This is a genomic window from Rhodococcus sp. FG69 (assembly GCF_057808915.1).
Window position 1 is genome coordinate 85,022 of sequence record NZ_JBMDIX010000003.1, and the last position, 20,773, is coordinate 105,794.

Genomic DNA, 20,773 nt, shown 5'->3' on the forward strand with positions numbered 1-20,773 from the left:
GCGTATTTGAGGCTACGTATTCACAGGCAGCTTTTGGCCGTGGAAACCTCACATTGTAAGAAGTCGGACTCGGGCAATCGGGTCGTCTACCGGCGGGCAACCGCATCGATTGTCGCCGATGACATGCGGTCTCGAAGGGTACTTTTCAAGGTCGACGTCAAGGTTTCTTGACGGTGCGGTAACTGTCGTTCACGCCGAGTATGCGACAAGCTGGCTAGGGGTGTTCTGCAAGATTCCTACAAGTTGTTTGTGGCCGTGTCGGACGGTCGCCTGCAGTACAGCTGGGGTCGCCGATTGGACTGTCATTGCGCCTGGGTCGAGCGTTTCTGTGTCCGCTCGACGCGTTGTCGTTGCCGGACCCCGTACGCGGCGTCTGTGACGGCGGTGTCGTCCTCGAGACCCGATCCGAGTGCACCGCCGATGGTGGCGATCGATGCCAGCAGCCAGGCGAGCGTGAGGTAGTCGGAGAAGCTCACCGCATGTCCGAGCGTGCTGGAAAGCAGCTGAGGGGGTAACGCGATCGATGCGGTGAGCAGAAGTAGACCGAACAAGGCAATGTGCAGAACGAGAACGCCGATGACCAGGGTGACGACGGTGGCGGTGTTGTACAGCACGGACCGTTCGCGCTCGTCCGGCGCCGTCGGCCGCTCCCACAACCGGTGATCGAGGACCAGCCAGAACACCATCGCCGCAATTGACAGCAACGTCGCTGCACTCATGCGCCATGGGCCCATCATGTCGGCGAACAGCCAGATCGTGCTCGTCGCCAAGGCGAACGCACCGGTAGCGAACGCGCCGACAAGTACCTTCGACAGCCCGGTGACAAGCCGCCACGGCCGATTCGCACGCACCATCCCCGACAGCAGGCGCACTCGCCGTAACCCTGCGGGAGCGAAATAGCGCACGCCGTCAGCGATCTGCTGGGAAGGAAACCGCCTCCGCGTACCGGGCGGTGCGAGTGTCGGTTCACCGAGGATGCACGCGATGGCGAGTTCGGCGACGGCACGGACTCGGTCCTCGATGCGAATCCCGCCGACGGCGGCGATGGAAACGAGCGCGAACTGATGTGCGACGCTGACGTCGGCGACCACCGGCACGGTGTCCTCGCGCCGCGGTAGATCAGTGAGGTAGACGACGACGTCATCCTTCTCCGACGATGGTTCGACTGCGTCGATCACGTCTGCGAAGTCGGCGTGCTCGTCGGAGAGGTAAGGCTCGCTGCGCACGGACACAGTCCACCGGCGCTCGTCGCGGTCTCGACGTCGCAAGCGTTCCGGTAGGTACTCGGCCAGTCGTTGCGCGAAGACCGTGGGCTTGCCTGGGTCGGCGATCAGCAGGACCGACACCACCCCGACAGCTTCAGGAGGTCGTGCTCGTGGCCCTTGATCGTGTTCGTTCCCCGACATCGTGTGAGCGTACGCGCGTCAACCGGCTGCGGATGCAGAACCGCGGCATGCAGCACGCAGAGGGCGCGCGGCCCCGCTGAAACCATGAATTCCACTGACACACCTTGGAATTGAAGACACAGCATCGGCGCATCCGGCATCTACTCAGTCCGGTCGATGCATGTTGTGCTCTCGGCTGACCGGGCGGAAACTGTCGTTTTCGTGGCTGAGTGATGTGAGCACGAGCGACGTCACCGGGGCACTAGGAATGCCAAACCGCCACGCCCACACGCCCGGCGTCGACGTGGCGAGTTGCTACTCGGGCGACATCACGAGGACGGGGGCGTCGTCGCCGTCGTCGACATGCAGCGGCCCGTCGGACGCGCGGCGGTGTGGACCCCGCTGGCGAAGTTGGCGTGCCGACTCGGCGGTTCGGACATCGAGGCTCTCCCATGTACCGCGATGGCGCCACCCATGCGCGCTCTTTCGGCTCGCGCCGTCCGCGGCGGCCACATCCAGATCCGCGTCGGGACGGTCAGCTCTCGCCCAGGAGAGCCGAATTGATGAGCGCTCGCCGCCGTTGCTTCAGTTTGGGTACGACCAGGCGACACTCCCCGGTGAGTTTTCGCTCTGACCGAGGTCCAATCGATCATGACGACACAGACAGTTTCCGTTCCCGGTACCCAACAGTGCTCACCGCTGTAAGCGCTCTGACGGACCGCACGAACATCGTCGTTCCCTCGCCCCACCACATAGAACACCAATCGAACCAGGAGCAATCATGGGCCTCATCACCTTGGAGCTTTTCGCAACCCTCGACCTCGTCGCGCAATCACCCGGAAGCCCCGAGGAAGATCCCGAGAACTTCCCCTTCGGTGGTTGGCAGGCTCCTCTCATCGACCAGGTCTCCGGGGCGCAAGTTGTCGCCGCATACGAGGGCACGGATGCGCTCCTGCTCGGACGGCGCACCTACGACATCTTCGCCGCGTACTGGCCGAACCGAAATGATTCGTTCGCGACGTTGTTCAACGCGATACCCAAATACGTGGCCTCGCGCGGCACACCCGATCTGCTGTGGGACGGTTCGACCCAACTCGGGCCGGACCTGGTCGGTGCGGTGCGTGAGATCCGAGATCGACACGACCACATCAAGGTGGTCGGAAGCCTCGATCTGGTTCAGACTCTGTTGCGGGAGAAGCTCTTCGATCGACTCGATCTGTGGGTGCATCCCATCCTTCTGGGAGTGGGAAAGAAAGTGTTCGCCAACGGCACCGTGCCCAGCAACCTGACGTTGCTCGAGCCACCGGCCGTCGGCGGCACAGGCACCGTGTACCTGCGCTACGGCCTCGACGCCGGAACCCCGGGGGCCGGCAACATGGACGACGTGCAGGGCGGCTGATCGTCAGTTCTCGCCCAACAGAGCCGAGCGCTGCTCGTCGACCACGGCCCGAATCGCGTCGACCACCGCCGACACCTCCGGCCGTCGCAGCGTTTCGCTTCGGGTGACGAGCCAGTACGTCAGTTTCACTGCGATGGCGTCGGGCAGGATTCGTTGTAGGTCGGGGTGGCGGTCGGCCATGAAGCACGGCAGCAGTCCGATACCCGCAGACGCTCGGGTGGCCTCGACGTGGACGAATACGTTGGTCGAGGTCACCGATTCGCGCATCGTCGGGGTGAAGTTGGGTGCCAGATCGAGATCGTCGACGTGCAGCATCGAGTCGATGAAGTAGATGAACGGGTGCGCGGCCAGCTCGGCCGGGATCTGCGGCGTTCCGTGTTCGTCCAGGTAAGTCTGAGATGCGTACAGGCCGAGCCGATAGTCCCCGAGTCGGATCGCCTCGGCGCGGTGCACCTGCGGTTGGCCGACGACGATCTCGATATCCAAGGCCGATCGCTGCTGCGACGCACGCCGGGTGACGGCGACTATCTCCACCGACACCCGAGGATGTGTTCGCTGCACCCGCGCTGCTGCCGGGGCGGCGATGTAGGCGCTGAAGCCGTCGGTCGCCGAAATGCGCACCACACCCTCCAGCGCACCGGCGTCGGTCGAGACCAGCGTGCGCAGTGCGTCCTCGACTGCCTCGGCCGCGGTCAAAGCGCCGCGGCCCAACTGTGTGAGCTCCCAGCCTCCACCGGCCCGCGTCAGCACTCGCCCGCCGAGCGTGTCCTCGAGCGCGGCGATGCGTCGGGAAATGGTCGTGTGGTTGATCCCTAGGTCGTCGGCCGCGGAACTGTAGCGACCGGTTCGGCTGACAGCGAGTAGCACCAGTAGGTCGTCTGCACTGGGGATCTTCGCGCCACCGAGGGTCATGTCTGCATTTTTGCAGATCGGATCTGCGTTCATGGCTCTTGCGTCGACAAAGATCTGCACCAATACTCAGGACAACCCGCCAATGTGTGGTCTGTCACAACAATGAACCTGAAGTGCCGAGTAACACAGGAGAATCAATGAGCGTCGATCAGCCGCTGGCAGGACGGTCCGAACCGGACCCCGATGCGACACCCTCAGGCCTCAAGAAGGTCGTCGGTGCCTCGATGGCAGGCACCATCGTCGAGTGGTACGAGTTCTTTCTCTACGGAACCGCCGCGACACTGGTGTTCTCCAAGATCTTCTTCGCCGCCGGAACAAGCGAGCTCGACGCCATCCTGGCCGCATTCGTCACCTACGCCGTCGGCTTCGTCGCACGGCCGTTGGGCGGCATCGTATTCGGTCACTACGGTGACAAGTACGGCCGAAAGAAATTGCTGCAGTTCAGTCTTGTCCTCGTCGGTGGCGCCACCTTCCTCATGGGCTGTCTGCCGACATTCGAGGCAATCGGCTACTGGGCACCCGCACTGCTGGTGACTCTGCGGTTCATCCAGGGATTCGCCGTCGGTGGCGAATGGGGAGGCGCGGTTCTCCTTGTCGCAGAACACAGTCCGAACAAGAGTCGAGGCTTCTGGGCAAGCTGGCCGCAGGCCGGCGTCCCTGCAGGTAACCTGCTGGCGACCGTCGCGTTGTTGGTTCTGACGACAACCCTGTCCGACGAGGCATTCCTCAGCTGGGGTTGGCGCGTCGCGTTCTGGCTGTCCGCGGTCATCGTGTTCGTCGGCTACTACATCCGCACCAAGGTCTCCGACGCCCCGATCTTCCTCGAGGCACACAAGCAAGCCGAGGTCATCAAGGCAGCGTCGTACGGTGTGTTCGAGGTCGTCAAGCGTTACCCACGTGGCGTGTTCACGGCCATGGGCCTGCGTTTCGGTGAGAACGTCATGTACTACCTCGTCGTCACCTTCTCCATCACGTACCTGAAGGTGGAGGTCGGTACCGACACCTCGACCATCCTGTGGTGGATGCTCATCGCCCACGCTATCCACTTCTGCGCAATTCCGTTGGTGGGCAGGCTTGCCGACCGAATCGGCCGTCGTCCGGTGTACTTCGTCGGTGCCGTCACGGCAGCAACGTGGGGCTTCTTCGCGTTCCCGATGATGAACAGCGGTCACAACGTCGTCATCATGCTGGCCATCATCATCGGACTGCTGTTCCATGCCTTCATGTACGCCACACAGCCGGCGATCATGGCAGAGATGTTCCCGACGCGCATGCGGTACTCCGGTGTGTCCCTTGGCTACCAGGTCACTTCGATCGTCGCCGGTTCGCTCGCCCCGATCATCGCGGTGAAGCTGCTCGACATCTACGGCTCGTCGGTTCCGATCGCCTGGTACCTGGCCGGTGCCTGCTCCATCACCGTGGTCGCCGTCGTCATCGCTCGTGAGACGAAGGGATTGGCGCTCGAGAGCATCGACATCGCCGACGCCAAGAACCTCGCCACCGAGGCGGAACTGGCGAAGGCCGGCCTGAAGTGACCGATTTGGCCGGGCGTTCCGCGCTGGTGACGGGCGGGGCGTCGGGGATCGGCGCTGCGTGTGCCCGTCGATTGGCTTCGCACGGTGCGAAGGTCACGATCGCCGACGTCGACGAGGTTGCGGCCAAGGAGTTGGCCGTCGAATTACGCGGTGACGCGTGGGCAGTGGATCTGCTCGACGTCTCGGCGTTGGAGGACTTGTCGCTCGACGTCGACATTCTCGTCAACAATGCGGGAATTCAGACCGTCGCTCCGATAGTCGATTTCGAGCCGGCAGCGTTTCGTCGGATTCAGACGTTGATGGTGGAGGCCCCGTTCCTGTTGATTCGCGCGGCGCTGCCCGGGATGTACGCCCGAGGGTTCGGCAGGGTGATCAATCTGTCGTCCGTGCACGGTCTCCGAGCATCCGAGTACAAGGTTGCGTACGTGACCGCGAAACATGCCCTCGAAGGTCTGTCGAAGGTGACTGCTCTCGAAGGTGGCAAGTACGGCGTGACCAGCAACTGCGTCAACCCGGGGTATGTGCGAACGCCGTTGGTGGAGAAGCAGATCAGGGATCAGGCTGCGGCCCACGGGATCGACGAGGACCAGGTGCTCGAAAAGGTCATGCTGACCGAGAGTGCGATCAAGAGACTCGTCGAGCCCGAGGAAGTCGGATCGCTCGTCGGGTGGTTGGCCTCCGCTGACGCAAGCATGGTCACGGGTGCGTCCTACACGATGGACGGCGGTTGGTCTGCGCGGTAAGTGCAGCGAGACGAACAATGACGCACGCACGGGCTGTCGAGCCCGTGCGTGCGTTCTTCGTCCGGCGGTGATGCAGCGGATCAGACCGTTCGGCCCAGCTGGGCCAGCACCTTCGTCTGCCGGTCGGCGTCGGCGGGGACCTGCACTTCAGGCCCGCAGACCCCGTCCATCCGGATGTTGTCACCCATCTCGGCGATGAACGCCTCGACGAAATCGAGGTCCTCGTCGGCGATGCTGTCGTCCAAACCGGTCGGGTGGGCAATGTCCCACGCGTGCACGATGAGGTCGAGGCAGTAGAACGATCGAATGGACGACGCCAGGTCGGTGCGTCCGAAATGCCCGTCGTATTCCAGATTTGCTCGCGCCGGATCGTCGAGAATGTCCTGCATTGCGTCCCGGGTGTGCACCCACGCAGCGACCGGGTCGTCGTCGACGGCGGGGCAATCGGGGATGGTCAGCCCGACAGGCGTCAGAGCACCGCGTTGAGTGTCGAGGATGTGGCGGACGACGTCACGGAGGGTCCATCCGGCGCAGGTCGAGGCGGTGTCCCACTTGTCCGAGGGCACAGCGTCGATGCGCGTCGTGAGTGCGGCTGCGAGCCTGCGGTAGCGGTCGGCGGTCGTTTCGGTGGAGGTCATGTCACAGATTCTGCGGCAATTCTCGCGAGTCGAACACGAAAAAGCCCCTGCGACGTATCGCAGGGGCTGTCCCGTTGGCGGAGGATAGGGGATTTGAACCCCTGAGGGCGTTAACCCAACCCGCGTTCCAGGCGAGCGCCATAGGCCACTAGGCGAATCCTCCGTGGGGAAGCATACCGGGTCACCCCCTCCATCTCCCAAACGGGCCGGTCCGTGATCGCTTGAACGGCACATTCATACGATCTGACAGCTTCCAGGCGCCTGTCGAGCGGCCGCAGCGAGGGGCACCGACCCGTCGGCCTCGCGGGTACGGCTACACTCTTCAATGGATCCCGCGCGGCGCGCATCCTGTGAACTCCCCCAGGGCCGGAAGGCAGCAAGGGTCAATGGGCTCTGCCGGGTGCGCGGGGTCCCCTTTATTTTGTGGATCAACACAGTCGAGGGACCAGACACCGAGAGGCCGCTCCGCATGCCAGCGCAAACCCAGTTGGGTCTGATGAACCATGAGGAGCTCGCCTCAGAGCACGAGCGTCAGGCTGTGAAGTACGAGCAGTTGAAGGCCGAGAATCTTGCTCTGGACCTCACCCGCGGAAAGCCGTCGCCCGAGCAGCTCGATCTCGCTGCAGGCCTGCTGACGCTCCCCGGCGAGGACTTCCGCGACGGCAACGGCACGGACTGCCGCAACTACGGCGGTTTGGGCGGTCTTCCCGAGCTGCGTGCAATCTTCGGTGAGTTGCTGAACATCCCGGTCAAAAATCTGGTGGCAGGCAACAACGCGAGCCTGGAAATCATGCACGACCTCGTCGTATGGGCGTTGCTGCACGGATTGCCGGACTCTCCTCGCGCCTGGTCGGCCGAGCCGAACATCAGGTTCCTGTGCCCGGCCCCCGGATACGACCGGCACTTCGCGATCACCGAGAGCTTCGGTATCGACATGATCTCCATCCCGATGCTGCCCGACGGCCCGGACATCGCGGAGATCACCAGGTTGGTTGCTGCGGACCCGCAGATCAAGGGAATGTGGGCAGTCCCGAACTACTCGAACCCGACCGGCGCTGTGTACTCCGAGGAGATCGTTCGGACGCTGGCGACCATGCCTACTGCGGCTCCGGACTTCCGTCTGTTCTGGGACAACGCGTATGCGGTGCACCCGATCGCAGAAGAGTTCGCCCCCTCGTACGACGTGCTGGGTTGGGCTGCCGAGGCAGGGAACGCCAACCGGCCGTTCGTGCTTGCATCGACGTCGAAAATCACGTTCGCCGGAGCCGGCGTCAGCTTCTTCGGTAGCTCCGACGAGAACCTGGAGTGGTACCAGAAGCACCTCGGTAAGAAGAGCATCGGACCGGACAAGCTCAATCAGCTTCGCCACCTGCGGTTCTTCGGTGATGCCGAGGGTGTTCGCGCCCACATGGCGAAGCATCGCGACATCCTGGCACCCAAGTTCGCGCTGGTTCAGCAGATTCTCGACGACCGACTCGGTGCGTCCAAGATCGCTTCGTGGACCGAGCCGAAGGGCGGTTACTTCATCTCGCTCGACGTGCTCGAGGGAACGGCGGCTCGGTCGATCGATTTGGCGAAGAACGCCGGAATCGCGTTGACGGGCGCAGGGTCTGCATTCCCGTACAAGAAGGACCCGCTCGACCGGAACATTCGCCTCGCCCCCAGCTTCCCATCGCTCGACGAGCTGGAGAAGTCCATGAACGGCGTCGCGACCTGCGTTCTGCTGGCCGCGACGGAAAAGCTGCTCCGCAGCTAGTGGCGCGGAGCGCCCTCTAGTGCCCTACGACTACCGCGCCTTCAGGGGCGTCCGGTAGCAACCCCGGCTTGACGACGATCGCCGAGACGGCCGCGCCGAGCAGGAAGATTCCTGTCGCCCACCAGAACGTCGTGGTGTAGCTGGCAACCTCGGCGTGTGCGGCAAGGGCCTGGGCACTCGCTGCTGTCGCCATGTTGTCGGTGACGTAGTTCGCCGCAGCCGTTGCCGCAATGGTGCTCAGCAGCGCGGTACCGATCGATCCGCCGATTTGCTGCATCGTGTTGACGGTCGCCGACGCCACTCCGGAATCGTCGGGGTCGACACCCGAGATTGCGCCCTGCATTGCTGGCGCCATCGTCGCGCCGAGCCCGAGACCCATGATGACGAGGCCGGGCAGGATGTGCGTCGCATAGCTGGAATCGACGTCGATCTGCGTGAGCAGTCCCATGCCGAGCGCCGCGACGAGGAGTCCTCCAGTCATGAGGATTCGTGGTCCGAATCGTGGCAGCACGATCGCTGTCGACAACGTTGCAGTGACGATGAGCGCGCCGATCATCGGCATGAACGCGAAACCGGTGCTGATCGGAGTGAAACCGAGTGTGTTCTGCAGGTAGTAGGTCAGGAACAGGAACACTGCGAACATGCCTGCGCCGGAGATGAATACGGCGAGGAAGGATCCGGCTCGAGTGCGGTCGAGGATGATCCGGAGCGGAAGCAACGGATGTTCTACGCGCTGCTGAATTCCGAAGAACACTCCGAGCAATACGGCGCCTACCACCAGGAACGCGATGGTGACAGTGTTGCCCCAGCCGTCGGACTCGGCGTGCGCGAAGCCGTAGACGATGGCGAAGAGTGCTGCCGACACGGTGACGGTGCCCGGGATGTCCAGGCGTGGCCGCACGTCGACCTTGTGCTTCGCCAGCAGGACGAACCCGGCGACGAACGCGAACGCTGCGAAGAAGAGGTTGATGTAGAGACTCCAGCGCCAGTTGGCCCACTCGGTGAGCATTCCGCCCAACAGGAGTCCGAGTGCGCCGCCGCCGCCGGCGATCGCACCGAAGATGCCGAATGCCTTCGCGCGTTCCTTCGGATCGGTGAACGTGGTCGCGAGGAGGGACAGGGCCGCCGGTGCCAGTAGGGCGCCGAACACGCCTTGACCTGCTCGTGCGGCGACCAGCATGCCGAAGTTGACTGCCGCCCCGCCGACCGCGGACATCACGGCGAAACCGACAAGGCCTACGAGGAAGGTGTTGCGACGACCGAAGAGGTCGCTGAGTCGGCCGCCGAGCAGCAGGAGGCTGCCGAAAGCGAGCGCGTAGGCGGTGACGACCCATGAGCGGTTGCTGTTGTCGAACCCGAGGTCGAGCTGCGCGGCGGGGAGTGCGATGTTCACGACGGTGGCATCGAGCACCACCATGAGCTGGGCGAGACCCAGCGTGGCCAGGATCAACCAACGATTTCGGTGGGACTTGGCTTCGGTGGTTTCCCCCGTTGCCAGTTCTGACGACGTGGTGTCGTCGGGTGACAATGCGGTCATGGTGTTCCTTCGATCGACTATGCGGAGGTGTATCCTCCGGATAGAGCGAAGATAGCAGTTAAGTGGAGGTATTGCCTCCGCTTATCGGGTGAAACGGACACGCATTGACTGTGAAAGACGACACATGCATCAAGAAGCCGCTGCGGGCCGATGCCGAACGCAATCGCCGACGCATCGTCGATGCGGCGCGTGAGCTGTTCGCCTCTCGCGGGATCGACATCACTCTCGATGACGTCGCGGCTCACGCGAAGGTCGGCGTCGGGACGGTGTATCGGCGGTTCTCCTGCAAGGAAGAACTGATCGACGGGGTGTTCGAGCAACGCCTCGAGGACATGCTGGCCAGTGCAGAAGAATCGTTGCTGGTCGAGGATCCCTGGGATGGTCTGGTCATGTTCCTCACGAAGCTGTTCGAAGGGATATCGGCAGACAAGGGCCTCGGTGACGTCGTGCTGGGTACCGACGAGGGCTGCAATGGGATCGCCAAGATGCGTGAACGGATCGAGCCGTTCGTCGAACGAATTGTCATTCGTGCGAAAGATTCGGGTCGCCTACGAGCTGATGTCGAGGTCAACGACCTCTTCCCGCTGATCGGGATGGTCAGCGCAGCGTCCGAGTTCATGGGCTGCGTGGAGCCCGCGAACTGGAAGCGCTATTTCGCGATCGTCATGGATGGTCTGCGAGCCGATTCAGGTATGTCCGCGCTGCCCGGTCGTGCGCTGACTACGGACGAGATCACCGCTGCGAAAGCCGAGATGCATCGTCGACGTCGGTGAAATGGAGAATCTCCCGACCGATTACCGCAGGATAGTGTGATCCGCTCAACCCTCCTTTCATTTTGTGTGCCCCATCACGTATGGTCCGTTTCGAAGTCTTACTACCGCTCGGTAAGGAGCGGTCGGACGTACGGGGGGTTCTCACGCATGCGGGTGTCACGGATATTCGGTTCGGCAATCGGTGCCGCGGTGTTGGTCGCGACGGTGATGACGCCGCTCGCGTCGGCGCAACCGCCCTCGGGATCGTCGACAGGCTCGACCGGGGCGTCCGACTTCTACACGCCCCCGAGTCCGTTGCCTGCGGGCGCGCCGGGTGATGTTCTCCGCACCGAGCCGTCGCCGCTGGCGATCTCGGTACCCGGAATCGGCGGGACACTTCCGGGTGTCGCCACACGAATCATGTACCGCAGCACCGATTCCAACGACGCTCCGAACGCGGTGACCGGAACGTACATCGATCCTGCCGCGGACTGGACAGGACCTGGGCCGAGGCCGCTCGTCGTGCTGGCCCCCGGCACCCAAGGGCAAGGCGATCAGTGCGCGCCGTCGCGGATGCTGAACCGCCTCATCACCTACACGCCTCCGCTGGGATTCATGGTCGAGTACGAAATTCTCGCCGCGTACTCTCTGTTGTCTCAGGGCTACGGCGTCGTGATCACCGACTACGAGGGACTGGGTACGCCGGGTGCGCACACCTATGTCAACCGAGCTTCCGAAGCGCACGCGGTTCTCGACGCTGTCCGGGCTGCCCAGAACCTGCAGGGCACCAAGATCTCCGCGGACGGACCCGTTGCGGCCTACGGGTATTCGCAGGGCGGCGGTGCGGCAGCTGCTGCAGCCGAACTGGCCGGTGAGTACGCCCCCGAACTCGACCTCGTCGGCACCTACGCCGGCGCCCCGCCCGCGGACCTGAAGCAGACGCTCGATCAGGTGGACGGAACCATTTTGACCGGTGTCATCGGATACACCCTCAACGGACTACTCGAATCCGATCCCGGTCTGCGGCCGATCATCGACGCGAACATCAACGACGCAGGGAGGGCGATGCTGAACCTGGTCGCCAATCAGTGTGTCGGCGAGACGATTCTGACCGTGGGGCTGCACCGAACCACCGAGTACACCACCACCGGCGAACCGATGTCTGTTGTGCTCGACCGGTTGCCGATAGCGCAGGAAATCCTGTCGAAGAACAAGATCGGCGAACGTACCCCGACGGCTCCGGTGCTGATCCAGTCCGGCACGTCCGACGACATCGTTCCGCACGGACAGGCCGTCGAACTCGGCGGCGCGTGGTGCAGCAAAGGTGCCACGGTTCAGCTCAGTGCCGCGCAGGTTCCGGCGATCGTTCCCGGATCGGGTGCAGGACACCTCATCCCGGACCTTCTCGGTATCGGCGAGGCACAGAACTGGATCAAGGATCGCTTCTACGGAGTGCCTGCGCCGACCAACTGCTGATCATGTGTGGCTCGCGAGTCAGCGCGGGCCGTACATGATCACGGCGACGCCGGCCAGACAGATCAACGCGCCGGTGACGTCCCACCGGTCGGGGCGGAAGCCGTCGGCGACCATCGCCCACGCCAGCGACCCTACGACGAAGACGCCACCGTAGGCCGCGAGTATGCGACCGAAGTTGGCGTCGGGCTGGAGCGTCGCAACGAAGCCGTACGCGCCGAGTGCGATCACCCCTGCGCCGATCCAGATCCAGCCGCGGTGCTCACGGATGCCCTGCCAGATCAGCCATGCACCGCCGATTTCGAACACAGCAGCTACACCGAACAACAGAATCGATTTGACGACCGTCACGGGCAGCAGGATCCCACAAATCCCCGAAGTGTAGAAAGATGCAGGCGGGGGTACAACGACACGTAGATTTCTACGGTGAGGATCAGCGCACATGGGGACTTTCGACGAACAGCGCTCGCTCGCGCGCACAGCCGCAAATGGCTGCCGTCATGCGTGAGTCCTACAACGAGCAGCTCGATTCGGTTCGCTCCGACCTGACCGACATGTGCAGGTTGGCCGAGTCGGCGATGGAGTCGGCAACGACCGCGCTGCTGAACGCTGACCTGCACTTGGCCGAGGAGACGATCGGCAGCCGCGACGAGATCGACCTGCTCGCGACCGAATGGGAACTCAAGGCATTCTCGGTACTCGCGCTGCAAGCGCCCGTCGCACTCGACCTGCGGATCATGGTCAGCGGGATCCACATCGTCGCCGACCTCCAGCGAATGGGTGGGCTCGCGATCCATGTCGCCGAGCTTGTCCGGCGGCGTCACCCTGCTCACGTGCTTCCTCCCGAAGCGGAGGCCGTGTTCGCCGAGATGGGGCGCGTGGCCGTCGCGCAGGCAAGATCGACGCGTGAGGTTCTGTTGACGCGGGATCCGGAGCTCGCGGCCGAGCTGAAGACGGCCGACGAGGAGATGGACCAGCTGCACCGCAGTCTCTTCGTGCTGACCTCCGCGCCGGACTGGCCGTACGGGGTTCCCGCTGCAGTCGACATCACCTTGCTCGGCAGGTTCTACGAGCGTTTCAGCGATCACACCGTCGAAGTCGCCAAGCGCGTCATCTTCCTCGCCACCGGAGAATTTCGTTCTGAAGACTCATGATCTGCACGTTCGTCCGACTGATGGCAGGATCACCACAATGAAACGTGACGTCTCGGCCTACCTCGACGTGGATGTCACCGAGGCCAGCACACTCGAATTTCAGATCGCGGTAGCACCGCATCCCGGCGCGGACGTGTGGGAAGCACTGTCGTTCACACTCGACGGGCAACCCGTCGACGCGCAGGAGATCAGTGGCGCGCACGGTACGCGCATCCACAAGCTGCATGCGGGCGTCGGCAAACTCGAAGTGTCCTACTCGGCCACGATCTACGGCAATACCGAACCGGCGCCGGCGTCGGACTACGATCTGTCGCTGTACCTCAGACCGAGTCGATACTCCGAAGCCGACAAGTTCTTCGGTTTCGCCGCAACGGAATTCGGATCCTACGAACCGTCGGAGAAGCTTCTCGCCGAGGTGTCGTCGTGGGTCGGCGCTCGGCTGAGCTACGTGCCGGGAAGCAGTGATCCGATCGACGGTGCCGTCGACACGCTGCTGGCCGGTGCCGGTGTGTGCCGCGACTACACCCATCTCGTCGTGGCACTCCTTCGTGCGGTCAACGTTCCGGCTCGGCTCGTCGCGGTGTACGCGCCCGGGTGCGATCCGATGGACTTCCACGCAGTCGCCGAAGCGTTCGTCGAAGGTCAGTGGCGGGTCGTCGACGCCACCTGCCTCGCACCCCGTTCGACGCTGGTGCGCATTGCAACCGGGCGCGACGCCGCCGACACGGCCTTCCTCGACAACCACGGCGGATCGATCACGTTGAACAACGCGGTCGTCGGGGCCATCGTCGACGGGCCGTTGCCGTTCGACGACATCACGCAGTTGGTGTCGATCACCTAGGCCTCTCGTGCGTGAGAAGATTCGGTCATGTCTCCCACACTGCACCTGACCGGTGACGTCGAGGCCGACGCACTGCTGGCGGAGGACCCGTTCGCGTTGCTCATCGGCATGCTTCTCGATCAGCAGGTACCGATGGAATCGGCGTTCGCAGGTCCGAAGAAGCTCGTCGACAGGCTCGGTGACCTGAACGTCGACACCATCGCGGAAGCGGATCCCGACGAGTTCGCCGCCGTCTGTGCCACGACTCCTGCTGTGCATCGATTCCCGGGGTCGATGGCCAAGCGCATCCAGGGACTCGCGCAGTTTCTTGTCGACAACTACGACGGCAAGCCCGACGAGCTCTGGCGCCGGGGCGACCCCAACGGTGCCGAAGTGCTGAAGCGACTGAAAGCACTTCCCGGATACGGCGATCAGAAAGCACGGATCTTCCTTGCTCTTCTCGGAAAGCAGATGGGTGTCACCCCCGAGGGTTGGCGCACGGCCGCAGGTGCGTACGGGGACGACGGATCTCGGCGTTCCATTGCCGACGTCGTCGACGAGAAGTCACTCCTCGAAGTGCGTGAGTTCAAGAAGGCCGCCAAGGCTGCAGCGAAGAAGAAGTGACGTCGCAGCGCGAGTGGCTCGAAGGTCTGGACGAGGCGGCACTTGCGCGGCTGCTCGACAACCGCATCGACGTCGCAATCGACCCCCCGCCGCGCACCTATGCAGCACTGGCTCACCTGCTGCAGACTCCGCAGTCGGTGGGCGCGGCCGTGCGTTCGCTCGACCATGGCGCGCGGAGTGTCCTGGCGGCATCGAAGGACATCCGGACGCGCTCGGAGCTCGCCGTCAGATTCGACGAAGGCGGCCGGAACACGGCGGAGGACATCGACCGAGCCCTGGCAGCGCTCGTCGACCGGGCCCTCGCGTGGCCGAGCGGCGACGGGTATCGGACATCCCCGCTCGATGGACTCGAACTCGATGGTGTCCCGAGCCTGGCGTGCCCGTGGCCAGGCGAGCCTGCAGACATGGACTTCGCGGGACAGCAGCGGGCAATCGCACGCTTCTGCGAGACGGCCGACGCAGTGCTCGACGCGGTCGATTCGGGGAGCGTCTCGACGGTGAAGGCGGGCGGCGTCGGTGCCCGCGAAATCCGAACATTGACCACAGCCGTTGACGCAGAGCACAGTTCGGTGGTCGAACTGGTGCTGGAACTGGGCCGGTCGATGGGACTGCTTCAGCATGGACGCGGCGTCGTGCGAAGCACCACAGACTTCCCCGCATGGAAGGCGTCGAGCCGCGCGGAGAAGCTGGTGTCGATGATCGCCGGGTGGTGGTGCCTGGACGGTTCGCCGACCAATCTCTCGGGCGCCAAGGTGCTGAGCGTGTATCCGAGCAATGCGTCCACTGCGATGCTTCGGCACGCTGTTCTCGCATCCATGCCACCGAAGGGCGTCGCCGACGACGCATCGGCGCTTCGCTATTTCGAGTGGTTACTGCCGGGATTCGTCGACGCAGCCGATCCAGGGGACCTCGAGGCGATCTGGCGTGAACTGTCGTGGCTGGGACTGCTGGCGGGTCATGCGCCGACCGAACTGTCGAGCGCGCTCGGCGGTCTCGGTCGTTGCGGCGTGGGCGCTGTCGAGACGGTCATCGCTCCGATCGTGGACCGCATCGTCGACGGATCGGAGTGTGTGCTGCGGCTGTTGCCCGATCTCACCGCCGTCGTGACCGGACCGGTAAGCGAACGCATCTCGAACCTCCTCTCCGGCGCTGCCATCGCCGAGTCGAAAGATGCGGCGTCGACGTGGCGTTTCTCCCCGGCATCGGTTCGACGATATTTCGACGACGGTGGCACGGCCGAGAACCTGTGTGCCGAACTGTCCGAGGTCGCCGTCACCGACATACCGCAGTCGCTCGACTACTTGATCAAGGATTGCGCGCGGAGACACGGCCACATGGTCGTCCGTTCCGCGTCGAGTGTCGTCGTGAGCGACGACGAATCGCTGATTCGAGAGATAGCGTCATTGGCGAAGTTGAAGTCACGCATCGTCGCCCCCACCGTCGTCGTATCGTCACTTCCGGCCCATCTGGTTCTGGACGTTCTCCGCGAAGCCGGGCATGCGCCGACAGTCGAGGGTGCAGCGGCAGAGATGAAGGTCTCCAGGGCCAAGGCACCCCGGACGGCTTCCGGTCCGGTGTTCGCGATTCGGGCGGGCACCCCACCTGCTGTCCTCGCCGCGGCACTGGCGTCGGGAAAGGCGGTGGAGGTCGACGTCGATCGAGTGGCCGGGTCGATCCGAGCATGGTGTCAGCTTGCGCCGCGTGATGTCGATGCATTGGCCCGTGCGGTTGCCCTTGGGGGCACGGTCCGGGTGAATTGCCTGGATACCAAGCGCGGCACGATCATGGACGAGCTCAGCGACGTCGTGCTCGACGCAGGAGTCGTTCACGGATGGTCGGCACAGTCGAACGGGCGACGCAGCATCACCCTCACGCGCATTCGAATGGTCCAGCCCACGGAATGACTCGGGTCTTGTATCGGGCCATCGATGCTTGCGTCGGTGTGCGCCGGTACCCTTCCAGGCGTGGCTCTCTACCGGAAGTACCGTCCTGCGACGTTCGCTGATGTCGTCGGGCAGGAGCACGTCACCGAGCCGTTGAGTGTTGCGCTGAACGCCAATCGGATCAACCACGCCTATCTCTTCTCCGGCCCTCGCGGCTGCGGAAAGACCTCGTCTGCGCGCATCCTCGCGCGATCGCTGAACTGCGCCGAGGGTCCGACATCGACGCCGTGCGGCGTGTGCAATTCCTGCGTCGCCCTCGCACCGGGCGGACCCGGAAACCTCGACGTGGTGGAGATGGACGCAGCGAGTCACGGTGGCGTCGACGACGCCCGTGATCTTCGCGACAAGGCCGTCTATGCGCCCGCCGAATCGCGCTACGTCATCTTCATCATCGACGAGGCCCACATGGTCACGACGGCGGGCTTCAACGCGCTGCTCAAGGTCGTCGAAGAGCCGCCCGAACATCTCGTATTCATCTTCGCGACGACGGAACCGGAAAAGGTCCTTCCGACCATCCGGTCGCGGACACACCACTATCCGTTCCGTCTGCTTCCGCCGTCGACGATGCGTGGGTTGCTGGAAAAGATCTGCGCGCAGGAGAATGTCGAGGTCGAGGCCCCGGTTTTTCCGCTGGTCATCCGTGCGGGTGGCGGTTCGCCGCGTGACTCCCTCAGCGTGCTCGACCAACTGCTTGCCGGTGCCGGGCCGGAAGGAGTCACGTACCCGCGAGCGCTGTCGTTGCTCGGCGTCACCGATGTCGCGCTCATCGACGAGGCCGTCGACGCGCTGGCAGTCGGCGACGGCGGCTCGCTGTTCGGGACCATCGACAAGGTCGTCGACGCCGGTCACGATCCACGTCGGTTCGCGACCGACCTCCTCGAGAGACTTCGCGATCTGATCTTGATGCGTGCCGTCCCGGACGCGGGCGAGCGTGGCCTCGTCGACGTCCCCGGTGACGTCCTCGAGCGTGTGCGCGAGGAGTCCGAACGCATCGGGTCGGCGACCCTCGCTCGCTACGCCGAGATCGTTCACACCGGTCTCGGTGAGATGAGAGGCGCCACGGCTCCGCGGCTGCTCCTCGAAGTGATGTGCGCTCGGATGCTGCTTCCGTCTGCGTCGGATGCGGAATCGGCTGTATTGCAGCGGCTGGAGCGGCTGGAGCGACGGCTCGACGTCACTCTTCCCGCGGGCGAGCAAGCCGCTGTCGATCAGGTGACTGTGCAGCGTCGACCCGAGGCGGCACCGCCCGTCGAGGAGGTTGCGCCCAAGTTCGTCCGTCCGTCCCAGCGGCCGGCGGCCGATGCTGCTCCTGCTGAGCCGGTGCCTGCTGCTGTGGTGCCGCCTGCTGAGTCCGCGCCCGCGCCTGATCCAACGCCGGAACCAGAGCCCGAGCCTGTTCCGGAACCACAGCCCGAGCCTGTTCCGGAACCACAGCCCGAACCTGCGCCTGCGGCGCCTGAACCAGAGCCCGAACCAGCGGCTGAACCTGAGCCCGAACCCGCGCCAGCTGCGGCTGAACCAGTACCCGAACCAGCGGCTGTACCTGAGCCCGAACCAGCGGCTGTACCTGAGCCCGAACCTGTTGTCGCTGCGTCCAATCAACCCGATGCAGCGGCGGTGCGCGCGGTGTGGTCCGAGGTCAGAGTCAAGGTCCGCGAACGCAGCCGCACCGTCGAGGTCATGCTTTCCGGAGCTTCGGTGCGGGCGGTCGACGCCGGGTCGATCACGCTCGGCCACGATTCGGCTCCCCTCGCCAAGCGGCTGCAGGAACCGAGGAATGCCGACGTCATCAGTGACGCACTGCGTGACGTGTTCGGCGTCGACTGGGCCGTGACCTGTGTCGTCGGAGCAGCCGCACCCGCCGACGACTCTCCGGTGTCCAAGGGCGCGCAGGAAGCCCCGAAGACCCCGCCGACCAAGTTTTCGCGTCCGAGCCAGAGTAAGCCGGCACGTACGACCGACGACGGCTTCGGGTCGGCAGGCGACGGTTCGGTAGCGGCTGGTTCGGGAGGGAGCGGTGGTTCTGCGTACGACGACATTCCGCCGCCCGAGGCCCCCGACTACCCGGACGAGCCCGAGCCGGCCGGACCACCGCCGCCTGAAACTCCGGAGGACGAGGAAGAGCTACTCAAGGCCGCAGCCGAACCCGCCGACCCATCGGTTCGACGTGATCCGGAGACCGTTGCTATGGAACTGTTGCAGGCGCAGCTCGGGGCGACTCCGCTGAAGGAGTAGATCCCGCGTGGACCAAGCACACCTCTTGCGGAGCTAGCACAACCTCTTGCGGAGCAAGCACATCTCTTGTCGAGCTAGCACACCTGCTCGGAGGCGAGCGGGGGTGCTAGCTCTGCATAAAGGGTGCTAGCTTCCCCCGGACTGAGCCCGCGGAACTGCACCCGCCGGACTGCACCTGTCCGTCAGGCCTGCTCCAGATTCTCCGGATCCACGAATACGAGCCGTCCGTCGTCGAGCGCGACTGCGAAGCGGTGCGCCTGTGCCCAGCTGCGACCGGTGGCTGCGGTGATCTGCTCGCCGAAGTCTTCCTTGATCACGCCCGACTCTTTGCTCCATTGATCTCGGGGCAGCGTCGGGTCGGAGCTGTATTGCACCTTGACGTGCGCCCCGACCGTGAACGGCTTCTGGGTTTCCATGGTCATCATCTCCGTAGCTGGCCAATGTTCCCCCACTGGTGATCTTAGCTCTACCCCCGCCGCGATCCGCTCAAACGATCACACCGGTCACGTAGTTCGCTCGTTTCGGTCCTTCACCCGGTGATCTAACGCGTTCTAGGCTGAACGAAGCCGAGGTGTATTCCTCGAGTCCAGTGGCGCCTTACGGTGCCGCCGCCGAATGAGAAGTACGTGGAAGGAACGACCGCCCTGTGACTACAGAAGCGTTCATTTACGAAGCCATCAGAACCCCGCGTGGCAAGGGGAAAAATGGTGCACTGCACTCCGTCAAGCCGATCTCGCTGGTCACCGGCCTGATCGACGAGCTGCGTCGACGATTCCCAGACCTCGACGAGAACCGAATCTCCGACCTGATCCTCGGTGTCGTCTCCCCGGTGGGTGACCAGGGCGCCGATATCGCGCGCACCGCGGTCCTCGCCGCGAAGATGCCCGACACCGTCGGCGGCTTCCAGCTCAACCGGTTCTGCGCGTCCGGCCTCGAAGCGGTCAACCTGGCAGCACAGAAGGTGCGCTCAGGATGGGACGAGGTCGTCATCGCTGGTGGCGTCGAGTCCATGTCGCGTGTCCCGATGGGTAGCGACGGTGGAGCCTGGGCGATGGACCCGGCCACCAACTACGACACGTACTTCGCGCCGCAGGGCATCGGCGCCGATCTCATCGCGACGATCGAGGGGTTCAGCCGCGAAGACGTCGACGCTTATGCCGTGCAGTCCCAGGAACGCGCCGCGGCGGCGTGGTCCGGTGGCTACTTCGCCAAGTCCGTCGTTCCGGTCACCGACCAGAACGGTCTGCTCATCCTCGATCAGGACGAGCACATGCGTCCGGGCAGCACCGTCGAGTCACTCGGCAAGCTCAACCCCGCGTTCACCGGCATCGCCGCGATGGGCGGATTCGACGACGTAGCGCTGCAGAAGTACCACTGGATCGAGAAGATCGATCACGTGCACACCGGCGGCAACAGCTCCGGCATCGTCGACGGCGCGGCACTCGTTCTCGTCGGCAGCGAGCGGGCAGGCAAGGACCTGAATCTCGTGCCTCGCGCCCGCATCGTTGCGACCGCGACGAGCGGCGCCGACACGACGATCATGTTGACAGGCCCCACGCCTGCGTCGAAGAAGGTTCTCGCAACTGCGGGACTGACCGTCGACGACATCGATCTCTTCGAACTCAACGAGGCGTTCGCGTCCGTCGTGCTTCGGTTCCAGAAGGATCTTCAGATCCCGAACGAGAAGCTCAACGTCAACGGCGGCGCTATCGCGATGGGCCACCCGCTCGGCGCCACCGGCGCCATGATCACCGGAACTGTGCTCGACGAGCTCGAGCGCCGCGGCGGCCGATACGCGCTGATCACCCTGTGCATCGGCGGCGGCATGGGCGTTGCCACCATCATCGAGCGAGTCTGAGGAACAACT

The 20,773-nt window shown here is 64.2% G+C and carries 19 protein-coding genes, 1 tRNA gene and 1 other RNA gene; 14 read left to right on the top strand and 7 right to left on the bottom strand.

Features of this window, described 5'->3' with window-relative positions; all coding sequences use genetic code 11:
• Positions 1 to 302: 302 nt before the first annotated feature.
• Positions 303 to 1,406: a hypothetical protein gene (locus ACODSO_RS04105; protein ID WP_489035237.1), complete on the bottom strand. Its 1,104-nt coding sequence runs from the start codon at positions 1,404 to 1,406 to the stop codon at positions 303 to 305.
• Positions 1,407 to 1,697: 291 nt separating this feature from the next.
• Here ACODSO_RS04105 and ACODSO_RS04110 point away from each other — a divergent pair, with 291 nt between their 5' ends.
• Complete coding sequence (locus ACODSO_RS04110; protein ID WP_489035239.1) at positions 1,698 to 1,949, top strand: hypothetical protein; 252 nt, start codon at positions 1,698 to 1,700, stop codon at positions 1,947 to 1,949.
• 217 nt (positions 1,950 to 2,166) lie between these two features.
• Positions 2,167 to 2,784: a dihydrofolate reductase family protein gene (locus tag ACODSO_RS04115; RefSeq protein WP_489035241.1), complete on the top strand. Its 618-nt coding sequence runs from the start codon at positions 2,167 to 2,169 to the stop codon at positions 2,782 to 2,784.
• A gap of 3 nt (positions 2,785 to 2,787) precedes the next feature.
• Here ACODSO_RS04115 and ACODSO_RS04120 read toward each other — a convergent pair whose 3' ends face one another.
• Positions 2,788 to 3,729 (bottom strand): LysR family transcriptional regulator, encoded by a 942-nt coding sequence (locus tag ACODSO_RS04120; RefSeq protein ID WP_489035243.1) that lies wholly within the window; start codon positions 3,727 to 3,729, stop codon positions 2,788 to 2,790.
• 104 nt (positions 3,730 to 3,833) lie between these two features.
• Between ACODSO_RS04120 and ACODSO_RS04125 the strand changes: the two genes are divergently transcribed.
• Both ACODSO_RS04125 and ACODSO_RS04130 read left to right on the top strand, forming a co-directional pair.
• On the top strand, positions 3,834 to 5,231 hold the full coding sequence (locus tag ACODSO_RS04125) for an MFS transporter (protein ID WP_489035244.1): 1,398 nt from the start codon (positions 3,834 to 3,836) through the stop codon (positions 5,229 to 5,231).
• A complete protein-coding gene (locus tag ACODSO_RS04130; protein WP_489035246.1) occupies positions 5,228 to 5,974 on the top strand; it encodes a 3-hydroxybutyrate dehydrogenase in 747 nt (248 codons plus the stop codon). Before ACODSO_RS04125 ends, ACODSO_RS04130 begins: the two co-directional genes overlap by 4 nt.
• An 80-nt stretch (positions 5,975 to 6,054) precedes the next feature.
• Here ACODSO_RS04130 and ACODSO_RS04135 read toward each other — a convergent pair whose 3' ends face one another.
• On the bottom strand, positions 6,055 to 6,612 hold the full coding sequence (locus ACODSO_RS04135; protein WP_489035247.1) for a TIGR03086 family metal-binding protein: 558 nt from the start codon (positions 6,610 to 6,612) through the stop codon (positions 6,055 to 6,057).
• 75 nt (positions 6,613 to 6,687) lie between these two features.
• Positions 6,688 to 6,775: transfer RNA gene (locus tag ACODSO_RS04140), tRNA-Ser, on the bottom strand.
• Positions 6,776 to 6,936: 161 nt separating this feature from the next.
• Between ACODSO_RS04140 and ffs the strand changes: the two genes are divergently transcribed.
• Both ffs and ACODSO_RS04150 read left to right on the top strand, forming a co-directional pair.
• Positions 6,937 to 7,031: signal recognition particle sRNA small type (gene ffs / locus ACODSO_RS04145), an RNA gene on the top strand.
• Positions 7,032 to 7,081: 50 nt separating this feature from the next.
• Positions 7,082 to 8,368 (top strand): aspartate aminotransferase type Ic, encoded by a 1,287-nt coding sequence (locus ACODSO_RS04150; RefSeq protein WP_489035249.1) that lies wholly within the window; start codon positions 7,082 to 7,084, stop codon positions 8,366 to 8,368.
• Positions 8,369 to 8,384: 16 nt separating this feature from the next.
• On the opposite strand, the gene ACODSO_RS04155 is transcribed toward ACODSO_RS04150, so the two are convergent.
• Positions 8,385 to 9,905 carry an MFS transporter gene (locus tag ACODSO_RS04155; protein WP_489035251.1) on the bottom strand — a complete coding sequence of 507 codons (1,521 nt, stop codon included), beginning with the start codon at positions 9,903 to 9,905 and terminating at the stop codon, positions 8,385 to 8,387.
• Between the two features lie 128 nt (positions 9,906 to 10,033).
• Between ACODSO_RS04155 and ACODSO_RS04160 the strand changes: the two genes are divergently transcribed.
• Both ACODSO_RS04160 and ACODSO_RS04165 read left to right on the top strand, forming a co-directional pair.
• Positions 10,034 to 10,678, top strand: a complete 645-nt coding sequence (locus ACODSO_RS04160; RefSeq protein WP_489035442.1) for a TetR/AcrR family transcriptional regulator — start codon at positions 10,034 to 10,036, stop codon at positions 10,676 to 10,678.
• A gap of 147 nt (positions 10,679 to 10,825) precedes the next feature.
• Positions 10,826 to 12,133 (top strand): lipase family protein, encoded by a 1,308-nt coding sequence (locus tag ACODSO_RS04165; protein WP_489035253.1) that lies wholly within the window; start codon positions 10,826 to 10,828, stop codon positions 12,131 to 12,133.
• 18 nt (positions 12,134 to 12,151) lie between these two features.
• Here the strand turns inward: ACODSO_RS04165 and ACODSO_RS04170 are convergent, their stop codons facing one another.
• Positions 12,152 to 12,481 carry a YnfA family protein gene (locus ACODSO_RS04170; RefSeq protein WP_489035255.1) on the bottom strand — a complete coding sequence of 110 codons (330 nt, stop codon included), beginning with the start codon at positions 12,479 to 12,481 and terminating at the stop codon, positions 12,152 to 12,154.
• 149 nt (positions 12,482 to 12,630) lie between these two features.
• On the opposite strand from ACODSO_RS04170, the gene phoU reads away from it, so the two are divergent.
• From phoU to ACODSO_RS04195, 5 genes are read left to right on the top strand one after another with little or no spacing between them, the layout of a single operon-like run.
• Positions 12,631 to 13,284, top strand: coding sequence for a phosphate signaling complex protein PhoU (gene phoU, locus ACODSO_RS04175; protein ID WP_489035443.1), 654 nt, complete (start codon positions 12,631 to 12,633; stop codon positions 13,282 to 13,284).
• Positions 13,285 to 13,321: 37 nt separating this feature from the next.
• On the top strand, positions 13,322 to 14,125 hold the full coding sequence (locus ACODSO_RS04180; protein WP_489035256.1) for a transglutaminase-like domain-containing protein: 804 nt from the start codon (positions 13,322 to 13,324) through the stop codon (positions 14,123 to 14,125).
• Positions 14,126 to 14,152: 27 nt separating this feature from the next.
• Positions 14,153 to 14,728, top strand: a complete 576-nt coding sequence (locus tag ACODSO_RS04185) for an HhH-GPD-type base excision DNA repair protein (protein ID WP_489035258.1) — start codon at positions 14,153 to 14,155, stop codon at positions 14,726 to 14,728.
• Positions 14,725 to 16,632 (top strand): helicase-associated domain-containing protein, encoded by a 1,908-nt coding sequence (locus ACODSO_RS04190; RefSeq protein WP_489035259.1) that lies wholly within the window; start codon positions 14,725 to 14,727, stop codon positions 16,630 to 16,632. The genes ACODSO_RS04185 and ACODSO_RS04190 overlap by 4 nt, the downstream gene beginning before the upstream one ends.
• Before the next feature lie 60 nt (positions 16,633 to 16,692).
• On the top strand, positions 16,693 to 18,906 hold the full coding sequence (locus tag ACODSO_RS04195; RefSeq protein WP_489035261.1) for a DNA polymerase III subunits gamma/tau: 2,214 nt from the start codon (positions 16,693 to 16,695) through the stop codon (positions 18,904 to 18,906).
• 182 nt (positions 18,907 to 19,088) lie between these two features.
• Here the strand turns inward: ACODSO_RS04195 and ACODSO_RS04200 are convergent, their stop codons facing one another.
• Entirely contained in the window at positions 19,089 to 19,331 is a 243-nt protein-coding gene (locus tag ACODSO_RS04200; RefSeq protein ID WP_489035263.1) for a hypothetical protein, read from the bottom strand.
• A gap of 221 nt (positions 19,332 to 19,552) precedes the next feature.
• On the opposite strand from ACODSO_RS04200, the gene ACODSO_RS04205 reads away from it, so the two are divergent.
• A complete protein-coding gene (locus tag ACODSO_RS04205) occupies positions 19,553 to 20,764 on the top strand; it encodes an acetyl-CoA C-acetyltransferase (protein ID WP_489035264.1) in 1,212 nt (403 codons plus the stop codon).
• Positions 20,765 to 20,773: the final 9 nt, after the last annotated feature.

What these genes read in the sequence shown, in the direction of transcription:
- ACODSO_RS04105 (WP_489035237.1), bottom strand. Translation starts at nt 1,406, where the DNA reads ATGTCGGGGAACGAACACGATCAAGGGCCACGAGCACGACCTCCTGAA.
- ACODSO_RS04115 (WP_489035241.1), top strand. Translation starts at nt 2,167, where the DNA reads ATGGGCCTCATCACCTTGGAGCTTTTCGCAACCCTCGACCTCGTCGCG.
- ACODSO_RS04120 (WP_489035243.1), bottom strand. Translation starts at nt 3,729, where the DNA reads ATGAACGCAGATCCGATCTGCAAAAATGCAGACATGACCCTCGGTGGC.
- ACODSO_RS04125 (WP_489035244.1), top strand. Translation starts at nt 3,834, where the DNA reads ATGAGCGTCGATCAGCCGCTGGCAGGACGGTCCGAACCGGACCCCGAT.
- ACODSO_RS04135 (WP_489035247.1), bottom strand. Translation starts at nt 6,612, where the DNA reads ATGACCTCCACCGAAACGACCGCCGACCGCTACCGCAGGCTCGCAGCC.
- ACODSO_RS04150 (WP_489035249.1), top strand. Translation starts at nt 7,082, where the DNA reads ATGCCAGCGCAAACCCAGTTGGGTCTGATGAACCATGAGGAGCTCGCC.
- ACODSO_RS04155 (WP_489035251.1), bottom strand. Translation starts at nt 9,905, where the DNA reads ATGACCGCATTGTCACCCGACGACACCACGTCGTCAGAACTGGCAACG.
- ACODSO_RS04165 (WP_489035253.1), top strand. Translation starts at nt 10,826, where the DNA reads ATGCGGGTGTCACGGATATTCGGTTCGGCAATCGGTGCCGCGGTGTTG.
- phoU (WP_489035443.1), top strand. Translation starts at nt 12,631, where the DNA reads ATGCGTGAGTCCTACAACGAGCAGCTCGATTCGGTTCGCTCCGACCTG.
- ACODSO_RS04180 (WP_489035256.1), top strand. Translation starts at nt 13,322, where the DNA reads ATGAAACGTGACGTCTCGGCCTACCTCGACGTGGATGTCACCGAGGCC.
- ACODSO_RS04185 (WP_489035258.1), top strand. Translation starts at nt 14,153, where the DNA reads ATGTCTCCCACACTGCACCTGACCGGTGACGTCGAGGCCGACGCACTG.
- ACODSO_RS04200 (WP_489035263.1), bottom strand. Translation starts at nt 19,331, where the DNA reads ATGATGACCATGGAAACCCAGAAGCCGTTCACGGTCGGGGCGCACGTC.